This window comes from Algibacter miyuki (genome assembly GCF_030409805.1).
Taxonomy (GTDB): Bacteria; Bacteroidota; Bacteroidia; order Flavobacteriales; family Flavobacteriaceae; genus Algibacter; species Algibacter miyuki.
Genome location: NZ_JAUFQP010000013.1, coordinates 141,661 through 154,887, shown reverse-complemented (window position 1 = coordinate 154,887; position 13,227 = coordinate 141,661). Strand labels below are relative to the sequence as shown.

The 13,227-nt window shown below is 35.7% G+C and carries 11 protein-coding genes and 2 tRNA genes; 3 read left to right on the top strand and 10 right to left on the bottom strand.

All coding sequences use genetic code 11. The features are described 5' to 3' along the window. Positions 1-192 precede the first annotated feature (192 nt). Both gldJ and QWY92_RS12890 read left to right on the top strand, forming a co-directional pair. A complete protein-coding gene (gldJ, locus tag QWY92_RS12895) occupies positions 193-1,863 on the top strand; it encodes a gliding motility lipoprotein GldJ (RefSeq protein ID WP_290271929.1) in 1,671 nt (556 codons plus the stop codon). Positions 1,864-1,948: 85 nt separating this feature from the next. Next, on the top strand, positions 1,949-3,223 hold the full coding sequence (locus QWY92_RS12890; RefSeq protein WP_290271927.1) for a UDP-N-acetylmuramoyl-tripeptide--D-alanyl-D-alanine ligase: 1,275 nt from the start codon (positions 1,949-1,951) through the stop codon (positions 3,221-3,223). A 265-nt stretch (positions 3,224-3,488) separates the two neighbouring features. On the opposite strand, the gene QWY92_RS12885 is transcribed toward QWY92_RS12890, so the two are convergent. The 10 genes from QWY92_RS12885 to QWY92_RS12840 form a co-directional block, all read right to left on the bottom strand. After that, the gene (locus QWY92_RS12885; protein ID WP_290271925.1) at positions 3,489-4,259 is read right to left on the bottom strand and encodes a LuxR C-terminal-related transcriptional regulator; all 771 of its coding nucleotides are present in this window, start codon (positions 4,257-4,259) and stop codon (positions 3,489-3,491) included. Between the two features lie 111 nt (positions 4,260-4,370). Then, positions 4,371-4,445 (bottom strand) — tRNA-Val (locus QWY92_RS12880). Between the two features lie 73 nt (positions 4,446-4,518). Further along, positions 4,519-4,593: transfer RNA gene (locus QWY92_RS12875), tRNA-Val, on the bottom strand. Between the two features lie 64 nt (positions 4,594-4,657). Beyond that, positions 4,658-5,875, bottom strand: coding sequence for a bifunctional folylpolyglutamate synthase/dihydrofolate synthase (locus QWY92_RS12870; protein WP_290271924.1), 1,218 nt, complete (start codon positions 5,873-5,875; stop codon positions 4,658-4,660). Positions 5,876-5,878: 3 nt separating this feature from the next. Then, entirely contained in the window at positions 5,879-6,745 is an 867-nt protein-coding gene (locus tag QWY92_RS12865; RefSeq protein WP_290271922.1) for an energy transducer TonB, read from the bottom strand. Further along, positions 6,745-7,137: an ExbD/TolR family protein gene (locus tag QWY92_RS12860; protein WP_290271920.1), complete on the bottom strand. Its 393-nt coding sequence runs from the start codon at positions 7,135-7,137 to the stop codon at positions 6,745-6,747. Before QWY92_RS12860 ends, QWY92_RS12865 begins: the two co-directional genes overlap by 1 nt. Position 7,138: 1 nt before the next feature. After that, positions 7,139-7,840 carry a MotA/TolQ/ExbB proton channel family protein gene (locus QWY92_RS12855; RefSeq protein WP_290271918.1) on the bottom strand — a complete coding sequence of 234 codons (702 nt, stop codon included), beginning with the start codon at positions 7,838-7,840 and terminating at the stop codon, positions 7,139-7,141. Positions 7,841-8,023: 183 nt separating this feature from the next. Further along, on the bottom strand, positions 8,024-9,424 hold the full coding sequence (gene nhaD / locus QWY92_RS12850; protein WP_290271915.1) for a sodium:proton antiporter NhaD: 1,401 nt from the start codon (positions 9,422-9,424) through the stop codon (positions 8,024-8,026). A gap of 21 nt (positions 9,425-9,445) precedes the next feature. Continuing rightward, a complete protein-coding gene (locus QWY92_RS12845; protein ID WP_290271911.1) occupies positions 9,446-10,672 on the bottom strand; it encodes a Glu/Leu/Phe/Val dehydrogenase dimerization domain-containing protein in 1,227 nt (408 codons plus the stop codon). Positions 10,673-10,834: 162 nt separating this feature from the next. Beyond that, positions 10,835-11,887 (bottom strand): anhydro-N-acetylmuramic acid kinase, encoded by a 1,053-nt coding sequence (locus QWY92_RS12840; RefSeq protein ID WP_290271909.1) that lies wholly within the window; start codon positions 11,885-11,887, stop codon positions 10,835-10,837. A gap of 94 nt (positions 11,888-11,981) precedes the next feature. On the opposite strand from QWY92_RS12840, the gene QWY92_RS12835 reads away from it, so the two are divergent. Next, positions 11,982-13,124, top strand: coding sequence for an acyl-CoA dehydrogenase (locus QWY92_RS12835; RefSeq protein ID WP_290271907.1), 1,143 nt, complete (start codon positions 11,982-11,984; stop codon positions 13,122-13,124). Positions 13,125-13,227 lie beyond the last annotated feature (103 nt).

Genomic DNA, 13,227 nt, shown 5'->3' with positions numbered 1-13,227 from the left:
TTACTAAAACATCCGTTTATAGAACACAATCTACCAAAATAAAAGGCAGAAATTCGATCTAAAACATCGATGTAATGCATAAAAACAAGATAAAATACATGTTTTTTTGGTTAAAATGTAAAAAATTGCTTGTTGTGTAAGCTTTAATTCTTATATTGCAGCACCAAAAATATTATTAGCTTACTTAAAAGTATGAATATGAAAAAAGTATTGGCGTCTAAGGTTTTACTAATTGTCGCACTAGCTATAGTGTCCACAAGTTGTAAAAAATCTTCAAGTTCAAAAAACAGCTCTAGAGCTACCGGTTGGGATATTAATTCTAGAGATGGTGGCTTTCAATACAATACAGATTTTAAAGAACAGGAAACATCTCCTGGACTTGTATTTATTGAAGGTGGAACATTCACAAAAGGACGTGTTCAAGATGATGTAATGCACGACTGGAACAACAGCCCTAACCAACAACACGTTATGTCTTTTTATATGGATGAAACGGAAGTAACTAATGCCATGTATTTGGAGTATTTAGATTACCTTAAACGTAAATATCCACCATCAGAAGAAAACTTTAAAGCTATTTATAATGGTGCTTTACCTGATACTTTAGTATGGAGAAACCGTTTAGGTTACAATGAAGTAATGACGGAAAACTACCTACGTCACCCAGCATACGGAGAATACCCTGTGGTTGGAGTAAGCTGGATTCAAGCTGTTGAATTCTCTAACTGGAGAACCGACCGCGTAAACGAATTAAACTTACAGAAAAACGGATATTTAGAAATAGATTATACCGATACGGACCCAGAGAACGTATTCAACACAAACCGATATACTATCGATCCAAGTTCTATGGATACAGGAGAACCTGTAAATTCAAGACGTAATAGAAACATTACTGTTGATGCTGAAGGTAACGAATCTGGTATTTACGCAAGTAGAGAAACAGGGGTTTTAGTACCAAAATACAGACTACCAACAGAAACAGAATGGGAATATGCTGCTTTAGGTTTAAGCGAAATTAGAAGCTACAACTTATACCGTGGACGTAAAAAATACCCATGGGACGGACAATATACACGCTCTGGAAAAAGAAAAATTAGAGGTGACCAAATGGCCAACTTTAAACAAGGTAAAGGTGATTATGGTGGAATTGCTGGATGGTCTGATGATGGAGCAGATATTACAAATGCTGTTAAATCTTACGCACCTAACGATTTTGGTTTATACGATATGGCTGGTAATGTTGCTGAATGGGTTGCCGATGTTTACAGACCTATTATTGATGATGAATTTAATGATTTTAACTACTATCGTGGAAATGTTTATACAAAAAACGCTATCAATGAAGATGGTTCTGTAAAAATAATTACTACAGATGAAATTGTTTACGATACGCTATCTAACGGTAAAATTATTGCTAGAAATTTACCAGGAGAAATTTTACAAGTTCCGGTTGATGAAAATGAAACCTTCCAAAGAACGAACTTTGATAAAAGTGATGAAATTAACTTTAGAGATGGTGACAGACGTTCATCTCGTCAATTTGAAAGTTTTGGAGATGAAGATGATGATTCTGGCACATCGGATACAAAATTAATGTACAACTCACCAAAACATAGTATCTCAAGAGATGCTGAAGGAAACATTGTTAGAGAGTACGATAAATCAAACAATAGAACATCTTTAATTAACGATCAAGTTCGTGTTTATAAAGGTGGTTCTTGGAAAGATAGAGAATACTGGTTAGATCCAGCGCAACGTCGTTATTTCCCACAAGATATGGCTACAGACTATATCGGATTTAGATGCGCAATGTCGCGTGTAGGCTCTAAAAGCAAAGGAACAAACAAAACGAAAAACTAATACCAAGTTTAATCGTTCATAAAATAAAAAAAGTCCTAGCAATTTGTTAGGACTTTTTTATACATTTATTTTAAAAATATACGTTTTGGAAATAGCACAAATACACGCCCTATTCTTAGCCTGTAAATCCGTATCAACCGATACTCGAAAAATAACACACAACAGCATGTTCTTCGCCTTAAAAGGTGATAATTTTAATGGGAACACATACGCCAAACAAGCTTTAGAGTCTGGAGCAAGTTACGCCATTGTTGATGAGGCTGAATTTAACATTTCAGATAAAACCATACTAGTTGCTGATGTTCTTGAAACACTACAAACACTAGCCAGCTTTCATCGTTCGTATTTAAAACTTCCTATTATAGCATTAACAGGCAGCAATGGCAAAACAACAACCAAGGAACTTATTAACGCGGTGTTACGACAAAAATATAACACCTCAGCAACTATTGGCAACCTTAACAACCATATCGGTGTACCGTTAACCCTTCTATCCATGAACGAAGCTACGGAAATCGGCATTGTTGAAATGGGGGCTAACCATAAAAAGGAAATTGAATTTTTATGTCACATAGCGAAACCCGATTTTGGATATATTACAAATTTTGGTAAAGCACATTTAGAAGGTTTTGGAAGTATTGAAGGCGTTATTGAAGCTAAAAGTGAAATGTATAATTTTTTGATAGCCCATGACAACACCATTTTTGTGAACGCCAATGACAGTATTCAAACGGAAAAAACAAAAGACGCGAAACGTTTTACTTTTGGAAATTCCAAGTCCAAATCTGATGTTGGTATCGATTTTCTTAATGCACAACCCTTTGTGTCCTGCAAAATTGAAACCATTGAAGTAACAAGCCAACTTATAGGCGATTACAACTTCAATAATATTGCAGCAGCAATAGCTATAGGAAACTACTTTAAAGTGGAAAACACAGCAATTAAAACCGCTATTGAGCAGTACACACCAACAAACAACAGGTCGCAAATAATAAAAAAAGGTTCAAACAACATTATTCTCGATGCCTACAACGCAAATCCAACGAGTATGCGTGCCGCACTTTTAAACTTTGAAAAACAAATTGGACAGAAAACAGCTATTTTAGGAGATATGTTTGAGTTGGGCACATCAGCAAAAGCAGAACATCAAAACATTGCAGATTTAGCGCTTAACTCAAAAATAGATCGCGTTATTTTAGTTGGAGAAAACTTTTATAATGTCGAAATCAATGCCGAACACATTACAAAATATAAGACCTACTCCGATTTAGAAAAAAGCTTCGATATTTCTGAAATTGAAAATCAAACATTGCTAATTAAAGGATCCAGAGGTATGGCCTTGGAACGTATTTTAAATTAACCAAAAAAAAAGGTGCTTAACTTCAGAAGTTAAGCACCAGGTTATAAGTAATTCTCCCTAAGAATTAATTAATAGCAAAGCAAATATCCGCAATTAATAGTTTTCTCACAATACTCAAATTGAGTATTTTAAAAGAAAAACAACTTTATTTCAACAATTTACACTGTAATTACCATAACACCTTGCTATAAATCAGGGTTATTCCTATTTATTTTATTAAAAAAAGATTTTCTGAAAAATCCTTTTCACAAACTAAATACCCCATCTAAAGGTAATTTCTATTCATTTTTAGCATACCAACCAACTCACCAGTAGAAGACATATTAAGCTTCTTAAGAATATTTCTACGATGTGTATCTACTGTATTTGAACTAATATTTAAGTTTTCCCCTATTTGTTTACTCGATTTATCAAGAGCCAAAAGCCTAATTACATCGCGTTCTCTATTCGTAATTCCATCTTTCAATAATTTTTGAGAAAAATTACTAAAGTATATTGTTTCATACTGATCTCTATCATTTAACATTTTAGCCGAAGCGCATACCCCTAATTGCATTTCTCCAGGTAAAATAGTATAATGTGCCAAACCAATTATGGGCTTATTATCACTATCAAACTCTAAAGGCGTCGTGTTCTGAAGTACATTCACGTACTCCCCTTGTCCATTTTTTAATCTATAATTCCAAGCATAACTTATCCTTTCCCTATTTTGTAGCGAAATTTTACTTAATGTAAACTCCATTAAATCATTAAGCGCCTTTAGCCATGGATCTTGATCTTCCGGATGCATTCTACCCCAAAAATCACGCATTCCCTTACGCTTTAACTCCTCTCGATCCAACCCCAAACAGGCTGTCATGTTTTTACTAATAAATTCAAAAGTTAACTGTTGCGTATTAGTAATACAATAAAACGTAGAGCTATAAGGCAAATACTTATCCAACTCAATAAACTTCTCGATATGACTTTTAAGCGAAGGTGTATCTCTAGATTTAAAGATCTCCTTATAGGTATCTTTAATTATTTTTTTATTCATAAGCTAGGTTGGTTGGTACTATAATGAAGTAAAAATAAGACATTTAAAAAAAATCAGAACAACTTTTTATGCATAAAAAAAAGCCTAAGAAGTTAATCTTAGACTTTTCTGTGGGCGCGAAGGGATTCGAACCCCTGACCCCTTGGGTGTAAACCAAGTGCTCTGAACCAACTGAGCTACGCGCCCTAATAATTTTGCTAGATGTAAAAAACTACTTTTTTACATAAAAAAAGCTTAAGACTAAATCTTAAACTTTTTGTGGGCGCGAAGGGATTCGAACCCCTGACCCCTTGGGTGTAAACCAAGTGCTCTGAACCAACTGAGCTACGCGCCCTAATTATTAGGAGGTGCAAAGATACACTACTTTTTGACTTTGCAAAACCTTTTTTGAAAAAATTTTAAATTATTTCTGCTACTACAAAGGTACTTCCGCCTATAAATATAAAATCGTTAGGTTTTGCATTTTCTGAAGCCATTTTATAGGCTTCATTTACAGAACCATAAGCTTCACCTAGCAAATTATTCTCAACAAACACTTGCTTTAAAACTTCGGCATCTAACCCACGAGAAATATCTGGTTTACAAAAATAATACTGTGCATTTTTAGGCAATAAATCGATTATCGATGATATATCCTTATCATTTACCACTCCAAAAACAATATGCAACTTATCAAAAGTTTCTTTCGAAAGCTGCTTCATGACATAAATTAATCCCTCTCGGTTGTGTCCCGTATCACACACTACCTTAGGTTTTTCATTCAGAACTTGCCAACGCCCTAACAGTCCCGTATTTTTTATAGTGTACAGTAGCCCTTTCTTTATATTTTCTTCGGAAATTATAAAACCTTTTTGCTGAAGCACCTTTATACTTTCAACTACTGTTTGTTTATTTTTCGATTGATAATCTCCTTTTAAATCCGATTCATAATCAACCTTAACTTGTTGATCTGCAAAAATAATGGGAGCCTTATTTTTAGATGCTAAACTTTCAAAAACAGCTGTAGTTTCGGCTTGGGTTTCTCCGATAACAACCGGTACTTCAGGTTTAATAATACCACCTTTTTCTCCAGCTACCAATTCTAAAGTATTTCCTAAAAATTGCGTATGATCTAATCCGATATTGGTAATTACCGAAACTTCTGGCGTAATGATATTCGTTGAATCCAACCGTCCTCCTAAACCAACTTCAATAACAGCAATATCTACCTTTTCCTGAGCGAAATACTCAAAAGCCATACCTACAGTCATTTCAAAAAAAGACAGCTGACTAGCTTCAAAAAAGGGTTTATTATCTTTTATAAAATTAATTACAAAAGTTTCACTGATTTCCTTTCCGTTAATTTTAATGCGCTCTCTAAAATCTTTTAAATGTGGTGAAGTGTATAGTCCAACTTTATAGCCTGCCTCTTGTAAAACAGACGCTAACATGTGGCTTGTAGACCCTTTACCATTAGTGCCCGCTACGTGAATGCTTTTAAAATGATGATGCGGATTATTAAGATGGCTAATAAGTGCCAACGTGTTACTTAAATCCACTTTATATGCCGATTGTCCTTGTCTTTGATACATGGGCAGTTGAGAAAACATCCAATCGAGAGTATCGTTATATGTCATCTGCTATTGCCCCAATTTGAAGTTTACTTTTACAAAACCAATTTGTTTTGCTGGTGCTTTAGAATCTGCAGGCCATTTATGAGATAATGCTATTTTTTTGGCTGGTTCCAATAAACAGTCTGCCGTATTGGTTGTGCCTCTTTGACCCGGTTCGGCAGAAACCACGTTTCCGCTCTGATTAACAATGATTTTTACAATCACCATTCCCGATTCATTACAATCTTGCTCTATCGTTTTAAACGATGCACGCCCACGACCGTTAAGTCCGTAGCCTACACCACCACTACCCGATCCTTTTCCTCCAAAATAACTTGGGGCGTACGGATCGCCATCTAATTGACCTTTATCTCCTGCTTTGTTATCGTTGCCTTCACTTCCGGAAGCTGTTCCTTCAGATTTGCTAACACCGCCAATTAAAGCATCTAATTTTTTCTTCTTTTCTTCTTGTTCGCGTTTTTCTTTCGCAACTCTTTCAGCTTCGGCCTTAATTTTAGCGTCGGCTTTTGCCTTAGCATCAGCTTTTGCTTTCGCCTCGGCTTCTTTTTGCTTCTTTATTGCAATAGCTTCTGCGTTTTCGGCAGTTAAAACTTCTTCTTTAGCTTCTGCCGATTTTGTTGGCTCTGCTACTGCTGGCTCCGGTTCCACTTCTGGAACTTCTTCCACTTCCCTTGGCTCTGATTTCACCGGTGCTTTGGGTTGAATATTTCCTGAACCAAAATCTGTAGTTCCAAAATTTACAGCCACACCATACTCCTCGGGAGGATCCATATATGGCGGACCAACAACAAAGAGCAACAGCAAAATAATAACCATAATTAAACTGGTTATTTTCGCTGAATCTTTTTCGTGTTTCGTTTGGAAGTATTTCATTAATTAGGTTTTACCGCTAAAATAACTTTGAACTTATTTCTATTTGCTATATCCATCACTTTAACCACATGCTCGACAGGCACCGATTTTTCGGCTCTTAAAACAATGGTTGGTTCTTCTTTACTAGATAAAGCTGCTAACAGCTCGTTTTCTAATACACTTTCTCCAACTCGTTTTTGATCGATATAATAGGTTAAATCTTTTTTGATACTAACTGCTATAGACTTTTTATTCTCGGTTTTTCCACTTGCTTTTGGTAGTAAAATATCAATAGCATTAGTGGTTACCAAAGTAGAAGCAATCATAAAAAATATAAGTAACAGAAATACAATATCCGTCATAGACGACATATTAAACTCTGGTGTAACTTTATTTCGTCCTCTAAAATTCATATTAAGAAGGCTCGTTTAAATGGTCTAAAAACTCTAGGGAATTCGCTTCCATCTGATACACGACTTTATCGGTTCTAACCACCAAGTGGTTATAAGTTACATACGCAACAATACCAACAATTAATCCGGCAACCGTTGTAGTCATGGCGGTATATAATCCGCTTGCTAAAACATCCATTTGAATGCTTCCTCCGGCGTTTGCCAGTTCGAAAATAGCTAAAATCATCCCGACTACGGTTCCTAAGAATCCAATCATAGGTGCTGCACCAGAAATGGTTGCTAAAACACTTACGTTTTTCTCTAGTCCGTAAATTTCTAAACGCCCCGCGTTTTCAATAGCCGTATTAATATCGGCTAGTGGTTTTCCTATTCTAGAAATTCCTTTTCCAATTAATCGAGATACTGGAGAATTTACTTGAGCACATAACATTTGTGCCGAATCAATTTTACCATTACTTACATGGTCTTTAATTTGATTCATAAAGTTGGCATCTATTTTCGACGCCGCTTTAATAGCGAATAAACGTTCGAAATAAATATAAACAGCCACGACCAATAGTAAGAATAAGATTGCAATGATAACCTGCCCTGCAAAGCCACCACTACTAATTAATTCAATAATTGAAAGTGTTTTTTCAACTGGTTCTCCTTCGGCTACTGCCTCTGCACCTTCTTGTGCATTTTGTAATAATATGTTTAGCATAAAATATTAATGTATTGCAACTTATAACGCTTATATTCTTATTAAATTATAGTAATCGTCTTACTTTTTTCAATTAAAGTTAAAAATGAACTTTACTCGTTAGGGTGTTCGCATCAAACAGACAAAATAATCAACATGCATGCCACTTTTCCGTAAAAACGAAAAAAGGTTTTATGTATTATTCTAAAATAAAGTTCTAGTAAACATAAAGGCTACAGCGCCTACTAAGAACCCAACTAATGCTAACCATCCAATCTTTTTTAAGTACCAGAAAAAATCAATTTTCTCCATTCCCATAGCAACAACTCCTGCTGCAGAACCAATTATTAACATTGACCCACCTGTTCCTGCTGAATAAGCTATAAAGTGCCATAGTTCGTTATCCATAGGTTCGTGAAACATTCCTAAACTTGCTGCTACTAAAGGTACATTATCGATTACCGCTGAACCAACACCTAATAATAAAACAACTAAATCTGAAACACCTTCATGCCCTCCTGGGTGAATTTCTGTTCCTAACATTGGTGTAGATGCTTGTAAAGATCCTGCAAAATCAAATAAGATACCTAAAGATTCTAACGCCGCTACTGCCATTAAAATTCCTAAGAAAAATAAGATACTTGGCAACTCAATTTTAGATAATGAATGATGTACTGGGCTATGGTGAGCAGCAGCATCACTTTCTTCAGAATCATGATCTGTCATACTAAACTTAGTACTACTATACATTTCAGCAAAAATAGCAACAACCGCTAAAGATAACATCATACCAACATAAGGTGGTAAATGTGTAATCATTTTAAAAATAGGTACAAAAACAATAGCACCTAACCCTAAATAAAGCATTCTTGCGCTAAACTTAGATTTCTTTTCCTCAACCGCTTCTTCAATATCTAAATCTCCTTGAAACGCAGGTAAAAATGATGCGATAAATGTTGGAACCGCCATACATAGGAATGAAGGCAATAATAAATAACCAACTAAATGACCTGTTGATACTTTTTTACCAATCCAAAGCATTGTGGTTGTAACATCTCCAATTGGAGACCAAGCACCACCAGCATTAGCAGCTATAATAATTAAACCGGCATACCAGATACGTACGCTTCTATCTTTAACAATTTTTTGAAGTATTGAAATTAATACAATTGTAGCTGTTAAGTTATCGATGATAGCCGATAGGATAAAGGCTAGAATAGCAAAAATCCAAAGTATTTTACTTTTCTTTTTAGTTTTAATAAAATCTTTTATGGTTGAAAAACCATCGAAATAATCAATAATTTCAACAATAGTCATCGCCCCTAAAAGAAACACTAAAATTTCACAAGTTTTACCTAAGTGATGCAATAAGGTTTCTTCCATTAAATGCATTTTTTCTTCGGAGCCCAAACTGCCAAAGTTTTCCATTAAGGTATGGTTAGAAGAATCGAACCACTGCGTAAAGCCATCGATGCCCAAGGCTATTAATGCCCAACAAATAGCCATCATGACTAAAGCCGGTATCAACTTATCGATTTTTATACTGTGTTCCATAGTTATGGCCAAATAGCCAAAAACGAATACTAAAATAATTGCTGCTTCCATATTAAGTTAAAAAAATTAGTTTTATACAAGTTGTTTTAGTGCGAGCTCGAAAGCTGTTGCACTGAGTTCAGTTTTAGTTTTATTTTTATGATGTACTTTTTCTATTGCTTCTCTAATTTTATTTGAAGTATCGTTAAAAATGGCTTCGTCTGTCATTTGCACGCGACGTTCCATAAAATAAGCAAAAACCCTAGCCATACCGCAGTTTGAAATAAAATCTGGAATTAAGCTCACCAAACTATCGGTGTGTTCCATGATAGGTCCAAAAAATATTTCTTTATCTGCAAATGGCACATTTGCGCCACAAGATATAACTTCTAATCCACTATTTATCATTTCATCAATCTGATTTTTTGTTATCAGACGTGATGCTGCACAAGGTGCAAATATTTCAGTTTTTAATTTCCAAATGGTTTCATTAATCGTTTCAAACGGTATTAAACGCTCGGCTTCCAGGGTGTTACCTGTTTTAGCTAAAAACAATTCTGTGATCTCTTCAAAAGTAAAACCATCTTCGTTAATTAAACCACCTGCAATATCTATAATTCCTACCACTTTTGCCCCCATTTGCGACAAATAAAATGCTGCGGCGGCGCCAACATTACCAAACCCCTGGATTACAGCACGTTTCCCTTTAACCGAACCGCCATAAATATGGTAATATTGTTTTACAGCTTCAGCCACTCCAAAACCGGTAATCATATCGGCAACGGTATATTTTCGGGCAACACTTGGCGAAAAACTCGGGTTTTCAATCACTTTAATTACCCCTTGTCTTAACTGCCCAATTCTATTTATTTTATCGGCTTCCGTGGGTTTAAAATGCCCATTAAAAACACCTTCTTGTGGATGCCAAACACCACTTTCTTCCGTAATTGGAATCACTTCATGAATTTCATCTACATTTAAATCGCCTCCCGTACCGTAATAACTTTTTAATAACGGAGAAACGGCAGCATACCAACGTTCTAAAACACCTTTTTTTCTCGGGTCTTTCGGATCGAAATTAATACCCGATTTGGCTCCTCCAATCGCAGGACCAGAAACTGTAAACTTAATTTCCATGGTTTTTGCCAAAGACAATACCTCGTTCATATCTAATCCCTTTCGCATTCTAGTACCACCACCAGCAGCACCACCTCGCAAGGAATTTATAACCACCCAACCTTCGGCTTCCGTTTCGGAATCTCTCCAGTTAAATACTATTTCAGGGGCTTTATCTTCGTACTTTTTTAATAATTCTTTCATTTCCATATTTTATAAATGTTCGCTTTAACTAATGCACTACTATCTGAATCCGAGTATTGTGTAGCTAAAGCTGATTCATTTTATAAAAATTTAAATTATTAATGTGAAGAAACAAATATAAAAAAACTTAAAATCTGGCAAGATTAAATTGTTGTTATTTTATCAATAAATCTTACCCGAACTATGATTTTTTGATGCACCTGTTACGGTTTGTAAGCAATTGACTTCATCACGAAGTTTTAAAATCCCTAAAAAGGCAAAAATCAAGGCTTCTTTAAACTCTACCAAATCTGCATTCGGGATTATTATTTCAGCATTAACATGTTTCTTTATTTCGTCTATAATATAAGTGTTATACGCACCCCCTCCAGTCACCAAAACTTTAGCTTCAGGTTTTAAAACCAAAGCCATTTGCTTAGCGATATGATCGGAAAAAGTTCGTAAAACAGTTTTTTCTTCCGTTTTAAAAGATTCAATTAAAGGAAATATATTGGTATTCACCCACTCTAACCCTAAAGATTTTGGTGGTGTTTCCGTATAAAAATTCAAAAGATTCAATTGTTCTCCTAAGCCAGACAAATAATTGCCCGATGCTGCTATTTTTCCACCATCGTCATAATTAAAACCTAACTGATTGGCATATTTATTCAGTACAATATTCACTGGACAAATATCATAAGCAATACGTTCACCTTCAATTTCGGTTGAAATATTTGCAAAACCACCTAAATTCAGACAAAAATCGTATTCAGAAAACAATAGTTTATCTCCAATAGGTACTAAAGGCGCACCTTGCCCTCCAAGTTCCACATCTTCAACTCTAAAATCGCAAACCACCGTTTCTTTTAAAATTTCAGCTAAAATGGGTTTATTTCCTATTTGATAAGTTAGTTTTTCTTCCGGTCTATGCAAGGCGGTATGCCCATGCGAGCACACAGCATCGATATCTGTAATGTTATTTTTAGAAATAAATTTCTTAATCGTTTCGGCTAAAAACACCGAGTAATCATCATCTATAACTTGCAATTCCTCTAAAGAATTTGACACCAAATTTTTCAGCGTATCAAACCAACCAGCTGTATAACTCACGGTTTCAGCTTTTATAATCTCAAAACGCCAAGTATCAGTATAGGTAAATATAGCCTCCACTAAGTCTATACCATCCAACGATGTTCCAGACATAACGCCTATAACATGGTAATTATTTTTTTTCATGGATGTAAAAATAACAATACCCATTGAAATATTCACACTAAAAAGCTATATTTGAAAACATTCTCTATTAAATTAACTCATTTATTTACGAATTATGGATTTTAAGCTCTCAGAAGAACATATAATGATACGCGACGCCGCCCGCGATTTTGCTCAAACAGAATTGCTTCCTGGCGTTATTGAACGTGATAATAAACAAGAATTTCCCGAAGAACTTGTAAAAAAAATGGGAGATCTTGGCTTTCTTGGTATTATGGTCGACCCAAAATACGGGGGTAGCGGCATGGATGCACTATCATACGTATTAATTATGGAAGAATTATCTAAAATAGACGCTTCGGCATCTGTTATAGTTTCCGTAAACAACTCCTTGGTTTGTTATGGTTTAGAAACCTATGGCTCTGAAGCTCAAAAAGAAAAATATTTAACCAAATTAGCTACAGGAGAAATTGTAGGCGCGTTCTGCTTAAGCGAACCCGAAGCAGGTAGCGATGCCACATCGCAGCAAACCACTGCCATAGATATGGGAGACCATTACCTTTTAAACGGCACAAAAAACTGGATTACAAACGGTGGTCGCGCAGGTGTTTACTTAGTCATTGCGCAAACCGATCGCGACAAAGGCTCGCATGGCATAAACGTTTTTATTGTAGAAAAAGACATGCCAGGGTTCCATATTGGTCCTAAAGAAGATAAGCTGGGCATCCGCGGAAGCGACACGCACACCTTACAATTTAACGATGTAAAAGTACCTAAAGAAAATCGTATTGGCGCCAACGGCTCTGGATTTCGCTTTGCGATGAAAACACTTTCTGGCGGCCGTATTGGTATTGCAGCACAAGCGCTTGGCATTGCATCTGGCGCATACGAATTGGCATTAAAATACTCCAAACAACGCAAAGCTTTTGGCACCGAAATTTGCAACCATCAAGCCATCGCTTTTAAACTGGCCGATATGTACACCGATATTGAAGCTGCACGAATGCTCGTGATGAAGGCCGCTTGGGATAAAGACCAAGGCCATAATTACGACCGATCTAGTGCCATGGCCAAACTCTACGCCAGCAAAGTAGCCATGGAACACAGCGTCGAAGCCGTGCAAATACACGGCGGAAACGGTTTTGTAAAAGAATACCATGTAGAACGTCTTATGCGCGATGCAAAAATCACACAAATCTACGAAGGCACCTCCGAAATACAGAAAATCGTTATTTCCCGAAGCCTTATCAAAGCATAAAACACCACACTTTAATTATAAAAAATCGCCAAATAATATGGAAAACCATATTATTTGGCGATTTTTGTTAAGTTACATTAAAGTAAACGACAAAATTAACCAG

Excerpts from the sequence above, each read along its gene's own strand:
- QWY92_RS12885 (WP_290271925.1), bottom strand. The coding sequence starts at position 4,259 with ATGAATAAAAAAATAATTAAAGATACCTATAAGGAGATCTTTAAATCT.
- QWY92_RS12860 (WP_290271920.1), bottom strand. The coding sequence starts at position 7,137 with ATGAATTTTAGAGGACGAAATAAAGTTACACCAGAGTTTAATATGTCG.
- QWY92_RS12865 (WP_290271922.1), bottom strand. The coding sequence starts at position 6,745 with ATGAAATACTTCCAAACGAAACACGAAAAAGATTCAGCGAAAATAACC.
- QWY92_RS12855 (WP_290271918.1), bottom strand. The coding sequence starts at position 7,840 with ATGCTAAACATATTATTACAAAATGCACAAGAAGGTGCAGAGGCAGTA.
- nhaD (WP_290271915.1), bottom strand. The coding sequence starts at position 9,424 with ATGGAAGCAGCAATTATTTTAGTATTCGTTTTTGGCTATTTGGCCATA.
- gldJ (WP_290271929.1), top strand. The coding sequence starts at position 193 with ATGAATATGAAAAAAGTATTGGCGTCTAAGGTTTTACTAATTGTCGCA.
- QWY92_RS12870 (WP_290271924.1), bottom strand. The coding sequence starts at position 5,875 with ATGACATATAACGATACTCTCGATTGGATGTTTTCTCAACTGCCCATG.
- QWY92_RS12845 (WP_290271911.1), bottom strand. The coding sequence starts at position 10,672 with ATGAAAGAATTATTAAAAAAGTACGAAGATAAAGCCCCTGAAATAGTA.
- QWY92_RS12840 (WP_290271909.1), bottom strand. The coding sequence starts at position 11,887 with ATGAAAAAAAATAATTACCATGTTATAGGCGTTATGTCTGGAACATCG.
- QWY92_RS12835 (WP_290271907.1), top strand. The coding sequence starts at position 11,982 with ATGGATTTTAAGCTCTCAGAAGAACATATAATGATACGCGACGCCGCC.